Raw genomic sequence first — 17536 nt, forward strand, 5'->3', positions numbered from 1 at the left:
TTTGAGTTACGTTGCCAAGATAAAATGCCAAAGTAACAACTTGTTTACATTTTATGTGTTGGCGTAAAGCCGAAAATATCAATCTAATATATTGAAAATAAGCAGTTTATTTGATGTTTACGAAAGTAGATTCGACGCGCCTCCTGTGTGTAACATATATTTTACAATTATGCGTAAAAATCGCCAAGGTAAAGATTTCTCCCCACGTATTCCAATTTCTCAAGACCTGCGCCAAGTTAGAAAAATAAGTCCAAACAAAAGCTACTGAGACAAGGAGAAAGTCATGGTTGATGCATATAACCCACTAGGAACAGACGGATTTGAGTTTGTTGAATATACCGCTGCTGACAACAAAGGCATTCAACAGCTTAAAGATCTGTTTATATCGTTAGGTTTTGCGGAAATTGCAAAGCATCGCTCAAAAGAAGCGTGGTTATATCGACAAGGTGACATTAGCTTTATTGTGAATGCGCAGCCGCATAGCCAAGCTGAGGGATTCGCCAAAGTTCACGGTCCGTCGGTTTGTGGCATGGCATTTCGTGTGAAAGACGCCACCGTTGCTCTGGCGCATGCGTTAGAGAATGGCGGTAAAGAATATAAAACGGAAATTGGGCCGATGGAGCTTAGCATTCCTGCTATTTATGGCATCGGTGAAAGCTTGCTTTATTTTGTCGACCGTTATGGAAAGCAGAGTATTTATGATGTCGATTTTCGTTTTTATGATGATGCTGATGAGCGTTTATCAAAAGCGAATGTTGGTCTTTACGAAATCGACCACTTAACGCACAACGTTAAGCAGGGCAACATGGATGTCTGGTCAGGTTTCTATGAGCGCATTGGTAACTTCCGCGAAATTCGTTATTTCGATATCGAAGGTAAGCTGACTGGTCTTGTCAGCCGTGCGATGACCGCACCTTGCGGCAAAATCCGAATTCCTATCAATGAGTCGTCAGATGATAAATCGCAGATTGAAGAGTTTATCCGTGAATACAATGGCGAAGGTATTCAACACATCGCATTGACCACAGACGACATCTACGAAACGGTCAAAACATTGCGTGAGCGCGGCATGGACTTTATGCCAACGCCAGATACTTACTACGAGAAAGTCGATCAGCGTGTTGAAGGCCATGGTGAAGATGTAAGCAAGCTTCGTGATTTGCAGATTCTTATTGATGGTGCGCCAACGAAAGATGGCATCTTGCTACAAATCTTTACTCAAACCGTTATCGGCCCTGTGTTCTTCGAAATCATCCAACGTAAAGGCAATGAAGGCTTTGGCGAGGGTAACTTTAAAGCGTTGTTTGAATCGATAGAAGAAGACCAAATTCGACGAGGAGTATTGAGCGATGCATAAATGGATCACATTCCCTCACCGGGAGGGAGTGTGCTCTAAACAAGCGCATGCTGACTTCCCGAAAGAGGCAATTTATGAACGTGAGGCAGGTCGAAGTGGCTTCTTCGGCCCCGCAACACATTTTCATCATCAACATGCCCCAACGGGGTGGTCTGAGTGGGAAGGCGAGCTACGTCCACGAGCATTTGATTTTAATCTAGTCGAGAAAGCCAGCCATATTACCCCTTGGGCAGTCCCGCATCTATTACACAACGCGAATTGTAAAGTTCGTGTTTGGCGTATGGATGAAAAAATGGACTTCTTGGTGAGAAACGCGGATGGCGACGAACTGCTATTCATCCACCAAGGTACGGCAGATCTCTACTGTGATTATGGTCATTTGAAAGTGAGTGAAGGGGATTATGTCATGATCCCGCGCTCAACGAGCTGGCGTTTAGAACCAAGCGAGCCGATGTTCATTCTGATGATTGAAAACACCGATGCGGCCTATACATTGCCCGAAAAAGGCATGGTTGGAAACCACGCGGTGTTTGATCCAGCGGTTTTAGAAACGCCGTCGATCAACGATCAGTTCCGTGCTCAATATTCTGAGAATCAAACACAGGTTCAGGTGAAACGCCACGATAAAGTCAGTGTTATCACTTACCCATTCAACCCGCTGGATGCGATTGGGTGGCATGGTGATTTGGCGGTAGTAAAAGTGAACTGGCGTGATATTCGTCCACTTATGTCACATCGTTACCATTTACCGCCTTCTGCACATACTACATTTGTAGGATCAGGATTTGTGGTGTGCACCTTCGTTCCTCGTCCAATTGAAAGTGATCCTGGAGCGCTCAAAGTACCGTTCTACCACAACAATGACGATTATGACGAAGTCTTGTTCTACCATGCAGGTGATTTCTTCAGCCGTGACAACATTGAAGCGGGTATGGTGACATTCCATCCAGCAGGATTTACACATGGCCCTCACCCAAAAGCTTTCAAAGCAGGGCGAGAGCATAAGAAGACTTTTACCGACGAAGTCGCGGTCATGATTGATACGCGTCACGCACTTCAGTTTTCGGATGAGCTGGAAAAAGTAGAAAACAAAGAATACGTCTATAGCTGGCAGAGAAGTAAGAGGCAAGGATGAAATTAGCAACCAAGAAAAATGGCACTCGTGACGGTTTGTTGATGGTCGTGAGCAAAGACTTAACGCGCTGCGTACCTGCGACAGAAATTTTCCACCCTATGAACTTAGCTCCGACGATGCAGGTGGCGCTTGATAACTGGGATGCGCTAGCACCACAACTGGAAGAGCTATACCTTGCACTGAACAATGGCACGGTTGCAGGGTATGAAGAGTTTGAAGCGCACTACTGTGAGTCGCCGCTTCCTCGCGCTTATCAGTGGGCTGATGGCAGTGCTTACGTAAACCACGTTGAGTTGGTTCGAAAAGCTCGCGGCGCTGAAATGCCAGAGAGTTTTTGGACGGACCCGTTGATGTACCAAGGAGGCTCTGATGCCTTTATTGGACCTTGTGACAACATCGAGTTTGCGAGTGATGAATGGGGTATTGATTTCGAAGGTGAAGTTGCTGTGGTAACTGGTGACGTGCCAATGGGCGCGAGTGTTGCAGAGGCTCAGGAGTCGATTCGTTTGATCATGCTGGTGAATGATGTCTCACTGCGTGGTCTAATTCCGGCAGAGTTAGCTAAAGGGTTTGGTTTTTTCCAATCTAAACCTTCTTCTGCGTTTTCTCCTGTGGCAGTAACACCTGACGAACTAGGCGATGCGTGGTACGAAAACAAAGTGCATTTACCACTGGTCTCGACATACAACCACAAGCCGTTTGGTCGCCCAAATGCGGGTATCGATATGACGTTTGATTTTGCAGACTTAATTGTTCATGCGACTAAAACGCGCCCGCTTTCTGCTGGGGCAATTATAGGTTCTGGCACGGTATCTAATAAGCAAGGCACCGAACATGGCACTTCGATTGAGGAGGGTGGTGTTGGTTATTCATGTATCGCGGAAGTTCGCATGATTGAAACCATTCGTGATGGTAAGCCGTCGACTAACTTCATGTCGTTTGGAGATTCAATTAGATTGGAAATGTTCGATGCGGATGGCAACAACATATTCGGTTCGATTGACCAACAAGTTAGCCAATATCTCAAGCACTAACAGTGCTGGTTGGGAGACGATATGAGCGATAGCATGGTTTTGTACGGATATTGGCGGTCTTCAGCGGCGTATCGTGTGCGTATTTGTTTGAATCTTAAAGAGTTATCGTATGATTCAAAATCGGTACACTTGGTGCGCAATGGTGGCGAACAACACAGTGACGAGTACCATGAGTTAAACGCTTCTGAACTGGTTCCTTTGCTGGTGGATGGGGAGGTTCAGTTAACCCAGTCACTGGCGATCATTCAATACTTAGAAGAACACTACCCGGATGTCACCGTGATCCCCGAGCAAACGCCGCTTCGATACCAAGCGCTAGCTTTGGCTCAGGATATTGCAATGGAGATTCATCCCCTGAATAACTTAAGAGTTCTACAGTATTTAGAGGGGGAGTTAGCTTGCGAGCCAGAGCGCAAAGTCGCTTGGATTCATCACTGGATCCACAAAGGTTTTACGGCATTAGAAGAGAAACTTCAGAAGCATCGTAAACTAAATGGTGATTGTAAGTTTAGCCTGACAAGCTCGCCATCTATTGTCGATATTTGTCTGGTACCACAATTTTATAACGCACAACGCTTTGGTGTAGATACCTCTCTTTATCCAACCATTAACGCTGTTGTGCAGTCATGCAATCAACTGCCAGCTTTTATTGATGCGATGCCAGAGAATCAGCCAGACGCTAATAGTTGATTCTTAGCATACATAATGTATTAAAAAAATTAAAACGAGCCAATCCAAGTGTGTGATTGGCTTGTTTTTATTGGTGAGCAAAATTTTCTGTTTCTCGCTATCGTCGTGGCGCCTCAAAATTGCGAGGTTTTGTTGCTCTGCATAACATTTCCATTTACGCTTTGAGCAACGAGTTGTTTTGGATGCACTTTATTTATGACCAACATTTTTATCATTGTTGTTCTTCTGGTTTTATTCTTCTTTGTTATTCAAAAGTACGTGATTAAGCACGATGACACGCGTGATTATCCTTATCGCTCGAAAGGCCCTCTGCTCAGAGGTCAAGAGGGTGCGTTCTATAATGCGTTAAGAGCGGCGGTCGGGGAGCATGCCGTAGTATTCGCGAAAGTAAACATGTCCAGTTTGGTTACGCCAAAAGAAATCAAAAATAAGAAGCAGTTTTTTGTCGCGAACAATCGTATATCTCGAAGCTATTTTGATTACGTTATTTGTGACCCAAGGACTCTAGAGCCGCGCGTTATCGTTGAATTGGATAATGGGCAGGAGCTAAACAAGGGTAAGATAGAAAGACAAAAGTTATTGATTCATGTTTGTAAGACGGCCAACCTGCCTTTAATTGGCGCCTCGATAAAGCACAGTTATCAAGTTGGGCGATTACGTCGTTTGCTTGCGGCACACATTGATTTGATTGAGCCCGATAAAGAAGTGCGTTTTTGTAAAAAATGCGGCAGTCCGATGATCATTAAAACCGCAAGCCAAGGTGAGTTCAAAGGGAGACGTTTCTTTACTTGTAGCCGTCAGCCGAATTGTACATACACCGAAAATTATAACGTTGTGTTTGAGGCGGACGACTAAACACGACAATTAACCAGCAGAAACAAGGGGCTTTGATTAGAGATGATCAAAGCCTTTTTTGTATCAGTCCTCAAGGCAAGACCTATACTTTGAAAAAGAGTGCAGAATAGGGCAGCCATATGCGATACGGATGGATTTTGTCAGCATTGTTCATCGCATCTAATGTTAGTGCGATACCTAATTTGAAACCACTAGAGTGTGAATTGACAGAGACACCCCAAGATCATTTCTTGTTTTACCGAGAGCAAATGGTTTACCACAGTGAGCAGTTTGTCATATTTCAAAACTTCAAAGGCAGGGTGAGCACTCAAGTGGATGTTAAAACAGGAGAGTTGATCCGTACAACCTATATCGGCGAACCATTTAAACCTAAATATCAGATTTTGTTCGGCACTTGCCCTAAGGTATCGCAAACCTTACAGATTTGGATGCTCAGTGAAGTGCCTTACGACAATTAAGTGAGATAATAAAAGTTATATAGATCACACTTTTAAACCCTGCAGGCTCAGTCCTTGTCGATAAAATCATCTGAAAACGCGTGTTGAGTTTACATTTTCGCCAAACGGTTCAAAGTTGGTAAATTTGTGCTTGCACCGTCGTTCGCTTATAGCTAATATCCTCGTCGTTCCAGAGAAATGCGTCCGTAGCTCAGCTGGTTAGAGTATCGCCTTGACATGGCGGGGGTCGGTGGTTCGAGTCCACTCGGACGCACCATTCTGAATTGAATGGTTAGGAACATAAAAATTTGGGTCCGTAGCTCAGTTGGTTAGAGTACTACCTTGACATGGTAGGGGTCGGCGATTCGAGTTCGCCCGGACCCACCAAATTTTAGAAAAAGCCCACCTTTTGGTGGGCTTTTTTGTGTCTGTAATTCATTGATACTCAAGTAAAACTACTTCTTTTCTTGTCCCTTGTTTTTGCTCTGCTTTAGCCCCTTGTTAGAGATAAAAGCGCACTACTTGATCCGCAACACAACCTCAAAACCCTAAATGCAATGCATAAGGTGTATACGCTTCAAACCCACTAGAGCCGTCTATAAATCATGTTGCGTGCCACTAGCCGTGGCATTAGAGACAATGACTATTAATCTAAATTATCTGGCGTGTGAAGATTGGTGCCGCATATTGTACATTTGTAGTCACCAGTCGCTTCGCCTTCCATTAATGAGCTAATTATTGCTGCAAATAGACCTGAGAAGAAACCTTTAGCTTTTTTCTCGGTCTTTTCCTGCGCTTTAGAGAAGCTTTCGTACCGATGCAGCGTTACTTCTTTACAATTACAGCAAAACGCTCTTGTCTCTTCAGAACCGTACATTTTTACCAATTGATTTACTCCCTGTAAGTTAATTTCCCCAAGTGGCGTTATGTTCAAGGGTAAGTCACACAAGACTGATGTGTGACTTACCCTAAACACTAAAACTAACGTAATGTAAAACACCACATGTTATGAATGATTATTTAACGCCTTGTTATCCGAGCTTGCTAACTCTGCTGATTGAATAGTTGTGGCAATAAGTTCTTCAAACAGCTCTAATTGCCCAGCAGGTATCAATTGATTTTGTATAGCTTTTCGTTTGTTTGAGTCAAATAGCCGCTCTGTTAACCAACCAATTAGATACATCAGTGAAAGACAGCCACCGGCCGTCGCTACATTACCGTCTATCACGAGAGGCAGATCCTGAACATCTCCTCCCATACTTTGTAGAACAGCCTTTGCATCTGGGTTTGTTGTTAATCGCTTGCCTTTTAGTAAACCGAGTTCATGGAGGATGAATGATCCCGCACAAATCGAACCTATTAGCTGCCTATTTGGATCAAGATTCAACGCTGACATAAATTCAGCATCTTTTAAAGCGGCTGGAATACCCTGTTTGCCGCTTGTAATAAGAACGACATCTTGATTCGTCACCTCAGAAAGGTGTCCGTCTGTTTTAACTTTCATACCGAGGTGGGAATGATGTTCAGATTTAGTTCCAAGTATACTTACTGTCCAACTGTCGGTTGTGCGCCCCAGCAAGTCATACATAAGAAAGAAATCGACATCCGTGAAATCATCAAATAAAACAACGCCGATTTTATACATAACATTTATCCTTTTGGACTTACTCGTAAGTCGCAAAATGTGTAGTAGGAGGGGAGGGGCATTCAATACGCAAGCTTCTACTGAGCACCTTAAACACCAAAGGCGGTGCAAACTAACAATGCCATGTGTGCCAAATCCCTATTATAAAACTTTGTTATGTTTGTTTTATGAGCCCGCCCAGAAAAACTCAACCCTAATACCACTTGGGTCGTAACACATTAAATGTTTTGCGGGTCCTGTTTTAACAAGCTCGGGACCAAACTCAATTTCGATTCCCGACGCCATAAATTGATCACGCAACTCATCGAGTTGCTTCTCAGTCTCTACCAGTAAAGCTAAGTGATGCAAACCAATATTCGTTTTTCTGTCAAATGGAGTGGCGGCATCAGCCTTAGCCGCCCATAGTGTAAGCATGATATGCCCATCACTCACAAATATTGCCGGGTAGTCTGGATTTCTTTTTACTTCACTCCAACCTAATTGTTCAGTGAAAAACTTCGCGCTTGCTTCTAGGTTAGATACGGTTAAACCTACGTGGTGTATGCCTTTTGTTAACACAGTCACTTTGTTTCCTTACTCGTTTTAATGGCTATCAAACAAAGATAACTCGATAAAAAGTAAGCATCAATACACATATATTGATTAACTTCGTCAATCTATTCGAATACGGTAATCCAACTGGAAACATAACATTGTAAACAAGAAACCCAATCTTGAACTAAAAATTAAACTTAGAGTTCATTCTTAAGTACTGTATTAATCAAATACATTAATAGCCATAATATTTAAGCCAGCCTATAGGGCATATCATTCCATTAAAGGTTTGAATGTTCTTATCCAAGCTAACGTCTTCCAATTTGTAACAGTGAACAACATTACTAGTCGAAGTAGATGCTGGTGTTGAATACGTTACAGGTTTAGAAGCGTTTGCTTTATGTATTTCATGTGCTCGCTGCTGGTCTATCGCCACTTGATTCTTATGATTGTTAACTTCTCGCAATCCAGATTCTAGGGGTAGGTGCCAATCCTTACATGTTGTTCCTAAACCATCATTCTGAGACTGATATTCTGATAACGCTACACGAGCTTCATTTACAGACTGATCGATATCGGACTGATCGACTAGCCAAGTAGAAAAAGAATAGTTAATGGCCTCTCGATAGTTTACCGATTGCTCTAAGCTATAAGCATCGGAATGAAAACAGGCTTCTACTACTGCCCATTGAGTCGATAGGTTTGATAATACGTTTTCAGGTATAGGCTGTAGCTGGCTTTGCGTAGACTGGCAACCGGTTAGAAGAAAAGGGACAGGGAGTAGTTTTAGAAAAAATTTTTGGTTCATTTTAATCTTAAAATTAATGCAATCTTTTTCATTATCATAATACAGGACGATTGAAGAAAGTAGCATTTCTATCAGTAAGGGAATGTGGCTAACGCACTGATAAGGTGTGAGTAAAGCGATATCAAAGCCCTCAACACACCTTAACTACGAATACTACCGCATAACAAAGATGCTATGCGGTAACGGTAGTATTCAGGCTTGAACAGTTTGTCGCACGTTGTTCTCGCCTGCCAGCACGGAAATTCTCTCAAAATCTCGACTCGGGAAGTCAGGATCTACGTACACAAACATACGACTTATCATTTTTCCTTCAAACTCAAATACACTACAAAAACGCCCTGTGGAAACTTTGTTGTCCGGCCAAGAGGTACCATCACTCATTACGCCGCCTTCCTGTCCTTCAACAATGACCTTGTTTCCAGCAGTCGTTATTTGAAAGCCGTCTATGTCGTGCCAGATACTAATCAACGAGCTACCAATCCTATTGCCAAACTCCACTAAGGCACTCTTTCCTTTCGCTTGCCCAAATTTAGGAAAGAAAAAATCAACATCCTCTGAGAATAGATCCAGATAGCTAGGAGCACCGGCATCTATTTTCTCGAAATACTTAACTACTAGCCCAACTAAATCGTCTTTTTCCATAATTATTTCACACCCATATTAGCTTTACGCACAACGCAGAGTTAAATAGTAAGCGGAGCGACCACTCAACCTGAACGTTTGCATCTTAAACACCGAGTACATTTAAACTGAAATTGCCAAGAGTTGCGAATCTTATTGAAGTGCTTTGTTAGATGTAATCCGTTTAGCCTACGTATACACCATTGAAGTATTCGACGCGTTCTAACGTCATTCTTAACTTACATTCTTCAATCTGGACACCTTGCCAGGGTGAGGGCGTGGAAGACAGGCCCGTAAACTCACATTCGGCGTCTCTGTATTTTAGCCAAGCTCTTTGGGCCTTTCGAAATGGCTCTACCAGTTCGGTCTGAGACCATGTTTCCCTTAGTGCTTTTTCTTCCTCACCTATTCTAGCGATTGCTTCCTTGTAACTTTCGTTAAGCTCTTTATCTGCAGATTCCATTTTCTTTTCTACACACTGATAACCAGCCATAACGCCACCGCCTTTTACTTTGCAGGGATCTTCAACATCATCAGAGGCCAAGCAAGGTAAAGAAACCAACGCAAATATCATAAGTAATTTGTTCAAAATTGCCTCCAAGCTCCGAGTGCTTGTTAAACCGTTATCAGCTATTTTTCCTTTTTAATCATGCAGCTTTTTGCCTGTGCCTTCAAAGATAAAATAGAAGGTTAGTGATTCTAGTGCCTAAACAGAAGGTAAAAGAAGATTGATACACGGGTTAAATGACGCCTTAATCTGAGTTATTTTTAGTGGGCGTTTTGTATCAATTTTTTCTGTGGAATCATTAGTTTGATGGCGTCTGAGGATGTTAAGATGACTCCCATTGAATTTATTATCGCCCTGAAACACCTAGGTTGAATTAAGTGGTGACTATTCCCCTCCAATCATGGAGTTGATTCAAAGGTAGGGCGATAAATGTTGCGATTCGTAATAAAAATTTATGCCAAGTGCAGTTCGCTATCGCGGCTTATATTGAGTTGGGCAATAACCTCTAATGATGTCTGAGTTTCGTAGCTTGTTGTGTTTTGTATTGCGCCCCGAAACCCTTTTACGCCACAATTTAAAGCTACTTGATTTGAGCCGGCTACGCATAAACTGAATCACGTCGGATTCATTCAAACCAAATTGGAATTCGATAGCCTCAAATGGGGTGCGGTCTTCCCATGCCATTTCTATTATTCTTGACTCAGTTTCCGAGGTCAGTTTCATTTCAAATAACCTATTTTAGAAAAGAGATTTCTACGACGGAAATTGAGTCTTGGTTCAAATGTTCTTATATGCGTGCTTAGTGTTTAGCGACTTAACACCTACAAAAACTTCTCAATGAGGACTTCGTCTACGTATTTCCCACGAACTTTTGCATGCTTCTTCGCGGTCCCTACGATTTCGAAGCCTTGTTTGAGATAGGCTGATAACGCTCGCTCATTATCGCTGCGAACGTACGCAAATAGTTTTTCGTAACCCTTTTGTTTGGCTACTTCGAATGTCGATTTGAAAAGCTGTTTAGACACACCTTGGCCACGAGCACCGTCACTAACAAACGTACCAATTATGCCAACATGGTCAAAAGCTTTTGTATATTGTGCAAAGGGCTCGATATTTTGGAAACCAATGACTTGTGAGCTATTTTCGGATAAAGCGACTGTAAACACGCCCCGTTCTGGGAAATGAGTAATGAACTCTTTTTCTTCTTCAGGTGTGAAAGGCGTATCTAATACAGTGTATAAACCTTCAATAATGATGGGATTGAGGACGTTTGTAATGCCTTCAGCATCACCTAAAGTTACCTGACGTACAATTAAATTCATGCCACTTAGCTCCTATTAAAATTAGGGCTGTTTTGTACATGAGTTGGAGACTTGCGGCAACAAGTAACGTCATTAAGTCGTAAAGAATATACCTATTACACTTAAACGGCGGTTAATAGTGCTGATTGTTACTTTAGTATTTCTGATATATCACTTTTTAAGTGACGGCTTAACTTCTACAGAATATTTCCACACCACGATCCCGTTTTCTACAAGATCATAACTCGCGCTTTGACCCTCGGAGTTGAGTACAAATACCGGCATTTCCATCCTTGACGTAGCGTCATCTCGGTTGCATGACATGGTAGCTTCAAGCTGTATGCTATTTTTGCTCGGTTCTGAAAGGGTTCCTAAGTACGTGCAGCCGTCGACAAAACTGGTTTTGCTTTTTCCTTTAGAGGATATTTCAAAAGTCGGAAAAATGAATGTTGATTGAGGCTCTGTTACTACCACATTGACTTGATAGTTCGTCGCTGAAAAAGCATTGAAATGAGCTCCAAGCATAAGTAAGAACAAGATTTTTGATTTCATAAACTCTTCTTTATTTCGATATTACTAGTTTGGTTACGGCGCTATTAACGTGACCACTTAATCTAAAACTTTACTGCGTAAGCATTAAAAAGGATACAAAGGTAGAGTAGTTGAATATGGTTAATCGGCCGTAAATAGTTTTATTAAGAGATCTTACATACCTAAAAGAGGTAAGTTCTTTCGCTTTTGATAGGTTAATGCTAATTCTAAACAGGTCTTGATTGAAGCTTCTGGCAAAGGAGCGGATAAAGATAGAATTATTGCTCGATTACCCTGAAACTCAAGTGAGTCACTATACAGTTCGCGGAATGTGTCGACGAGCTTAGTTTGGCAATTAAAGAACAGATAATAACGACTAGGCGTTTTCTGTTTCCAATCCATCCTTACCGGGCTACCTGTTTTCACACTGTAGCTTGGCTCTCCCCATTTTAGAGATTCTTCAACTTCCCCCAGTTTTAATTCAGAAGCGATAGTTAAGACGATATTTCGTAGCTCTTCTATCCGAATACGCACATGTTTTGGATACTCATCAAATCTTGCCTTCACTGCATGGTTCATTGGTATCTCCTATAAATAGCGCTGTTTTGGGGTGAAGCCCAAGCATACTTTGGCTATGTAGCAATTACGTCATAATGTTATTAATCAATAAATCTAGCACATAGCCAAAATACTAAGCGTAAGGGTTTCCCTCGGTTACGTTTAGGATGCTCTGGGTGAAAACATGATGATTGACATGCCAAGCATAGCGACAGAAACCCCCACTATGTCCCAGAGCGTTGGTCGAACGCCGTCGATACACCACAACCATAGAATTGCGACAAAAATATAGACACCACCGTAAGCGGCATAAACTCTGCCAGTTGCGGTAGGATGTAAAGATAGAAGCCAAGCAAACATAGCAAGGCATAGCGCTGCTGGTACCAAAAGCCAAACTGACTTATCTTCCTTTAACCAGAGATAAGGTAAGTAGCAGCCTAATATTTCTGCAATGGCGGTTATAAAGAAAAGCCCAATGGTTTTGACTTCAGTCACTTAAACATTCCTATCTTTTTCTACAAATATATGAGGCTGGTTAAATGGGCAATTGCTCGGCTCATTACATTTCGCCCAGCTTAATCTTGGATTGAGCCTCACTCACGGTTTGTTTACCGAATAACAAATCCATCATCGAAATGATTCGTTTGTTGTCTTTACCCCATTTATCTGGATTCGCGCTGTTTGGTGCTTTAAATTCAACTTGTCCTACTTTTTCGTTATTTTTGTAGGCTTTGATCTGAGCATCAGCGATAAATGTTCTAAAATCCCAGCTCCAGCGTGATACGTAAGTAAGTGTCAGCTCAGAGCTAACAGGAGGCGTGCCATCGCTTACGACTGTGCATTTATGGGCGGTATCCAAACACCAGTCTTGCATCGAATCTAAGAAAACATCTCGCGTGGCGTTGTCTTTTACGATGGTGATTTCCTTGCTCTGATTTTCTTTCGAGATTGTTTCTACCGTATACTTTGGTGCCGCACATGCAGCTAATAGAATAGGCAAGCTTAGAATGATGAGTTTTTTGTGCATCTTATGTCTCTTTTTTTTAAATTTATATATTCAAACAACTTCAAGATACTGAGTTCAACGAGAATAACTAACAAGCATGGCAACAGTTATTAACAAAACCTTTAGAGTCGAAGGGTTTGTTTCGGGAGTATGCCAATGTCTCGAAGCAAAATAATTAGTAAGAGATTGCTATAGCGTTATGTTAACTCTTGAACTTATGTCCGTATCAATGTTCAGAATTCTTCGCATTGAAGTTTTTGAAGTGCAATTCTAACGGAATTTTAAATTGCTGCATAATGCTCAATTAAGAGGAATAGGGGAGCTTATCGTTAAACATAACGTGTAGTTCTGTAAATTGCCCCCTAAGACTAAGCTAAAAGGGCCTAATGTTTTAAAATAGCTTCTTGTCTATTCTGTTGTGTGAGTTTTCAATGTTGTCTCATACTAGCCACTTAAAAGAGCGCTGTAAGAACTCGTCTGCATTATCAAGGACGATTTCACCGTGAGCCATAACCAATATATTAGGTTTCCAAGACAGCAATTTACTTAAGTGTTTTCGAGCCTCTTGTTTGCTAAACATAAAACTTAGGCGCCAATCCAAAGGCATTTTTCCATTCGGAGCAAGAATACCGGCCCCTTTAGCCACAAACCGCTGCCAGTAGTTAAAGTCCTGGCCAGAAAAATTCTCGACGAGGTCAGTAACAATTAAGGTCTTTGAAAGTCGATGATAAAACACACACTCTTCCATTAATGGAGAGCCAGAAAATAGTTCTTGTTCAATCTCAGAGTTCCAAGCATTACCGCCTTGGTTAAGTGAAGCGTGAAAGTGTATATCACGGCACTTCTTAATGACTTCATCTGTGCCATAAATTTCTGCGCTAGGATAGGCAAATACCCATTCAGATAAGAACAAGTGGTGTAAATGATTAGGAGCGATTAAGTATTTCACTTGGCCTAGATTGTTGATTTGCTCTTTAATCGAATTTGATAACTGAATTGGACTATGAACCCAAAGGCCACCATCAGAAAGCCTAACAATAGTCATACGAGTGGTGTATGGGAGTCCTAAGAATTGGACGGGATCTCCGTCAAATATCCATATCTCATGGGCTAACTTTTTCATGTCTCTCCAACCGTTAACACTGTATTAAGGCGGCATTTAAGTTACTCAAAAGCTGCCTTGCTGCACAATAAACGCTTCGCTAAGCGTAAACCAAAAATATTAGGTTTACCAAACCCTTATTGAGTGCAGCTGTACATCTTTGAGTATTTTTATACTGAACGAACGTAAAGTAGTTTTAAGAGGATCATTTGACTTGATAGAACAAAACCCCGCTATTTTTGAGCAGGGTTTTGCAATTAGATAAAGGGGCTAACCGATGATGAAGAAGAAAATCGCGGTTGCAACAATACCAATCAACGCATAAGGAAACTGTGTGGTTGCGTGTTGCATTGCTGTACAGCCCGAACCTTGTGCAGATAACACGGTTGAGTCACTAAAGAAACAAGAGTGGCTCCCTGCCGCTGATGCTGAAAGCAGAGCTGCAACGGTTAAGTGTAGAGGCACACCAAGCTGTTCGCCCAAAGGTAGAACAATTGGCATCGCTACTGCAAACGTTCCCCAAGACGATGCCGTTGCAAATACCAACGCGCCCGTAATCATAAAGATAATCGCAGGGAAGTAAGACGCTGACAGGTAAGGGCTGACGGTCTCAATGACATACTGCGTGACGCCCAATGAGTCGTTGACCGATTTCAACATGAAACCACCAATAACGGTCGCAAGCGGCAGTAGCATAACTTTAATGCCATCATAAACAGCTTCGAACATGTCGTTCATCGAGATCAGTTTTTGTGCGCCGTAAAAGCTAATAGTAAAGATTAACGCGACGAAAACACCAGCAAGTAGATCGATACCAAAGTACCAACTTGCGGCAACGAGTACGATCATCGGCAACAAGAAGTTGACAAGGCCCATGGTTGGGTTGGTATGTGCAGATACATCGGGACCAAAGTCGACATCTGTTGCACCGTCTGGACGAACTTGACCATTCTTCGCACGCTTTTCTGCCTTTTTCATCGCACCTAGATCTGGGATCTTTTCCATTGCAACCAGCAAAACAATCACCAGCGTTACCCAGCCGTAAGCCATGTATGGAATAGCTTCAATGTATGCTTTGATACCATCTCCCGCTTCTGCTACTCCGTTTGCTTCTAGCAACGAACTGAAGAAAATTGCCCAAGTGGAAATCGGTACGAGGATACAGATAGGCGCGGCGGTTGAATCCACAAGATATGAGAGCTTTTCACGCGAGATTTGGTAGCCGTCCGTAACTTTTTTCATTGAGGAAGAAATTGCAATCGCATTCAAATAATCGTCGATAAAGATCAGAATACCTAACGCAAAGGTCATCAGCATCGATTGCTTACGGCTTTTTACTTTCGTGACCAGCATGTCGGAGAAGCTTAAGATACTGCCGCCTTTCTCCAAAATAGCAATTAGGCCGCCCATCAAACCACAAACGAGGATGATCCAGGCAATAGTTTCATCCATCATTACACTCATGGAAATATCAACAATCTGTTCCACCGCTTCAGTTGGGTTAAGCAGAAGAACACCGGCAATAGCGCCGCTAAAGAGGGCTTCCACAGTTCGGTGTGTTGTCAGCGCAAAGACCAATACCAACGCCGTTGGTAAAAGACTCATCCATCCGTAGGCTTCGCCTTCCTCATGGTTCAAACCGATTGTGGTAAAAAAGACAAACGTCGCAACCGAGATTAAAGAAACAATAATGTGTTGAGAGTTGATTTTAAGAGGCGCATCCAGCGCCTTGGTCTGCGTAGTCATAAAGTTCATTTCCTTTGTTTATGCCGAGTGCAACATCCAGTCGATTTCCAATGGAGTAATCGCTCGCTCAAATTCTGCGAGTTCACTCTGTTTGCAAGCTAGATACAAATCGATAAAGTCTCTTGAGATGTATTGAGCCAGCTCACTGTGCTCCAGTCGCTCTAGAGCTTCTGACATACGCAGAGGTAACTCAATTGCATCATCACTGAGAGTCGGTGGACATTGATCTTTGGTGTAGCTTTCACTCGCTAATACTGCGGAAAGTACTACTGCAGCGAGAATGTAAGGGTTAACGTCAGCGCCTGCTATACGATGCTCTATACGGCGATTTTTGCTATCGCTGATAGGCACACGCAACGCAACACCGCGGTGGTTTTCTCCCCAATCGGCTTTGGTCGGGACGTAAGCGCCAGGAACAAAGCGACGGTAAGAGTTAACGTTAGGACAGATTAGGGCCATGGCATCGGATGTTTGTGACAGCATCGCTGCCATGGTTTGATAGAAGAAGGCGCTCGCTTGACCGTCTGGTTGGCTAAAGTGGTTGTTACCATCTGTATCAACCAAGCTGAGGTGAATGTGCATGCCATTACCCGCTTGCTCACTAAAAGGTTTCGCCATAAATGTGGCGTCAAATCCGTGCTGATGAGCGACCTGGCGAATCAAGCGTTTTGCGATGATGATTTCATCACATGCTCGAAGTACATCTTTAGAATGGTTGAAGTTGATTTCGAACTGCCCTGGGGCCGATTCAGATAGGGCTCCGGAAGTGTTTAAGCCTTGTTCTAATGCAATTCGATTAAGGTCGGCCAAGAAATCAGCGTAGTCATCTAGTCCATCAAGGTCGTAAACCTCGGTATCTTTTTCTCGAGTTTTTTTCGTGGGGTTAATTGCCGTTAATGGTTCGCCATTTTCGCCGCGGGTTTTGTCTATTAAATAGAACTCCAGCTCGAGCGCGACACAAGGATATTGGTCTTTAGCATGCAGTGTTTGCAATATAGAAGCGAGAATGTTTCGGATGAACAGTGGGTTAGGGTGCTGCCCGGTTTCATCCATCATACTAAGCAGTAGCTGACCAACTTGTTCTTTTGCCGTCGGCATTAAGGTGCCGCTGATTGGATAGCAGAGATTATCTGGTTCTCCGAGATCTTCTCCCAACCCGGCTGTTTCAACGACGTTACCTTTGGTATCTAGGGTGATGGTCGAAAGGGGGAGGGCAACACCTTTATTCAGTTTTTCTAGAGCATCTATCGGGATGCGTTTTCCTCTTGGGGTGGCATTTATATCGGTAAAGATGAGATCGATAAATTCAATATCGGGCCATTTTTGTTTAAAATTTTGTACTTCCTGTAGATACGATTCCATTTTCTTCTCCAAATAGCCTGACGAGTAGAAATTAGAAATAACCAAATTAACAAATAAATTACAGCACTCTGAGCGAGCTGTTTGTTTTTTAGGTTATTTTTAATTTAAACATGTACTTACACTGTGTTTTTGATGTTTAACGGCTGGTTTTTATGTCTTTCTGTTAACTATTTTGTAACAGTTGGTTTTGTTTTGTTCAATATAATGAGCATAAATATTCAGTTTTGAAGCCTAAAAAGTGCTTCAGATCACGTTGTGACGATAATAATGGTCATCTGTGTTGATAATTTTGTACATGGTTTGTAG

General features: G+C 42.4%; 21 protein-coding genes and 2 tRNA genes. 8 read left to right on the forward strand and 15 right to left on the reverse strand.

The genetic code is table 11. From position 1 onward, the window contains the following. The first annotated feature begins 283 nt into the window (after positions 1-283). From hppD to N646_RS01865, 8 genes are all read left to right on the forward strand, one after another. Positions 284-1357, forward strand: coding sequence for a 4-hydroxyphenylpyruvate dioxygenase (hppD, locus tag N646_RS01830; protein ID WP_005377835.1), 1074 nt, complete (start codon positions 284-286; stop codon positions 1355-1357). Beyond that, positions 1350-2492 (forward strand): homogentisate 1,2-dioxygenase, encoded by a 1143-nt coding sequence (locus N646_RS01835; RefSeq protein ID WP_017820904.1) that lies wholly within the window; start codon positions 1350-1352, stop codon positions 2490-2492. The genes hppD and N646_RS01835 overlap by 8 nt, the downstream gene beginning before the upstream one ends. Beyond that, positions 2489-3526 carry a fumarylacetoacetate hydrolase family protein gene (locus N646_RS01840; RefSeq protein WP_017820905.1) on the forward strand — a complete coding sequence of 346 codons (1038 nt, stop codon included), beginning with the start codon at positions 2489-2491 and terminating at the stop codon, positions 3524-3526. Before N646_RS01835 ends, N646_RS01840 begins: the two co-directional genes overlap by 4 nt. Positions 3527-3547: 21 nt before the next feature. Continuing rightward, on the forward strand, positions 3548-4216 hold the full coding sequence (maiA, locus tag N646_RS01845; protein ID WP_017820906.1) for a maleylacetoacetate isomerase: 669 nt from the start codon (positions 3548-3550) through the stop codon (positions 4214-4216). 195 nt (positions 4217-4411) lie between these two features. Further along, positions 4412-5071: a DUF2726 domain-containing protein gene (locus N646_RS01850; protein WP_005377831.1), complete on the forward strand. Its 660-nt coding sequence runs from the start codon at positions 4412-4414 to the stop codon at positions 5069-5071. A 119-nt stretch (positions 5072-5190) separates the two neighbouring features. Further along, on the forward strand, positions 5191-5529 hold the full coding sequence (locus N646_RS01855; RefSeq protein WP_005377830.1) for a hypothetical protein: 339 nt from the start codon (positions 5191-5193) through the stop codon (positions 5527-5529). Positions 5530-5708: 179 nt separating this feature from the next. Beyond that, positions 5709-5785 (forward strand) — tRNA-Val (locus N646_RS01860). A gap of 33 nt (positions 5786-5818) precedes the next feature. Then, positions 5819-5895, forward strand: a tRNA-Val gene (locus N646_RS01865). 259 nt (positions 5896-6154) lie between these two features. Here the strand turns inward: N646_RS01865 and N646_RS01870 are convergent. From N646_RS01870 to N646_RS01940, 15 genes are all read right to left on the reverse strand, one after another. Then, entirely contained in the window at positions 6155-6385 is a 231-nt protein-coding gene (locus N646_RS01870) for a hypothetical protein (RefSeq protein WP_017820907.1), read from the reverse strand. Between the two features lie 129 nt (positions 6386-6514). Next, a complete protein-coding gene (locus N646_RS01875) occupies positions 6515-7153 on the reverse strand; it encodes a DJ-1/PfpI family protein (RefSeq protein WP_017820908.1) in 639 nt (212 codons plus the stop codon). Between the two features lie 165 nt (positions 7154-7318). Then, positions 7319-7717 carry a VOC family protein gene (locus N646_RS01880; RefSeq protein WP_017820909.1) on the reverse strand — a complete coding sequence of 133 codons (399 nt, stop codon included), beginning with the start codon at positions 7715-7717 and terminating at the stop codon, positions 7319-7321. 205 nt (positions 7718-7922) lie between these two features. After that, entirely contained in the window at positions 7923-8495 is a 573-nt protein-coding gene (locus N646_RS01885; protein WP_021033853.1) for a hypothetical protein, read from the reverse strand. Between the two features lie 192 nt (positions 8496-8687). Further along, the gene (locus N646_RS01890; RefSeq protein ID WP_017820911.1) at positions 8688-9137 is read right to left on the reverse strand and encodes a nuclear transport factor 2 family protein; all 450 of its coding nucleotides are present in this window, start codon (positions 9135-9137) and stop codon (positions 8688-8690) included. Between the two features lie 163 nt (positions 9138-9300). Beyond that, complete coding sequence (locus N646_RS01895; RefSeq protein ID WP_017820912.1) at positions 9301-9690, reverse strand: lysozyme inhibitor LprI family protein; 390 nt, start codon at positions 9688-9690, stop codon at positions 9301-9303. Positions 9691-10095: 405 nt separating this feature from the next. Further along, positions 10096-10347 (reverse strand): TIGR03643 family protein, encoded by a 252-nt coding sequence (locus tag N646_RS01900; protein ID WP_005377824.1) that lies wholly within the window; start codon positions 10345-10347, stop codon positions 10096-10098. A 98-nt stretch (positions 10348-10445) separates the two neighbouring features. Then, positions 10446-10946 carry a GNAT family N-acetyltransferase gene (locus N646_RS01905; protein WP_017633971.1) on the reverse strand — a complete coding sequence of 167 codons (501 nt, stop codon included), beginning with the start codon at positions 10944-10946 and terminating at the stop codon, positions 10446-10448. 150 nt (positions 10947-11096) lie between these two features. Further along, positions 11097-11477: a hypothetical protein gene (locus N646_RS01910; RefSeq protein ID WP_017820913.1), complete on the reverse strand. Its 381-nt coding sequence runs from the start codon at positions 11475-11477 to the stop codon at positions 11097-11099. A 153-nt stretch (positions 11478-11630) separates the two neighbouring features. After that, the gene (locus N646_RS01915) at positions 11631-12035 is read right to left on the reverse strand and encodes a DUF1801 domain-containing protein (RefSeq protein WP_017633973.1); all 405 of its coding nucleotides are present in this window, start codon (positions 12033-12035) and stop codon (positions 11631-11633) included. 141 nt (positions 12036-12176) lie between these two features. Next, entirely contained in the window at positions 12177-12509 is a 333-nt protein-coding gene (locus N646_RS01920) for a YnfA family protein (RefSeq protein WP_005377819.1), read from the reverse strand. 64 nt (positions 12510-12573) lie between these two features. Continuing rightward, positions 12574-13041 carry an Sbal_3080 family lipoprotein gene (locus N646_RS01925; RefSeq protein WP_005385757.1) on the reverse strand — a complete coding sequence of 156 codons (468 nt, stop codon included), beginning with the start codon at positions 13039-13041 and terminating at the stop codon, positions 12574-12576. A 418-nt stretch (positions 13042-13459) separates the two neighbouring features. Further along, positions 13460-14143 carry a DUF4336 domain-containing protein gene (locus N646_RS01930; RefSeq protein WP_017820914.1) on the reverse strand — a complete coding sequence of 228 codons (684 nt, stop codon included), beginning with the start codon at positions 14141-14143 and terminating at the stop codon, positions 13460-13462. A gap of 249 nt (positions 14144-14392) precedes the next feature. After that, on the reverse strand, positions 14393-15868 hold the full coding sequence (locus N646_RS01935) for a Na+/H+ antiporter NhaC family protein (protein WP_005377816.1): 1476 nt from the start codon (positions 15866-15868) through the stop codon (positions 14393-14395). Between the two features lie 18 nt (positions 15869-15886). Further along, complete coding sequence (locus N646_RS01940) at positions 15887-17230, reverse strand: glutamine synthetase family protein (protein WP_017820915.1); 1344 nt, start codon at positions 17228-17230, stop codon at positions 15887-15889. Positions 17231-17536 lie beyond the last annotated feature (306 nt).

The sequence above is a fragment of the Vibrio alginolyticus NBRC 15630 = ATCC 17749 genome (genome assembly GCF_000354175.2).
GTDB classification, from domain to species: Bacteria; Pseudomonadota; Gammaproteobacteria; order Enterobacterales; family Vibrionaceae; genus Vibrio; species Vibrio alginolyticus.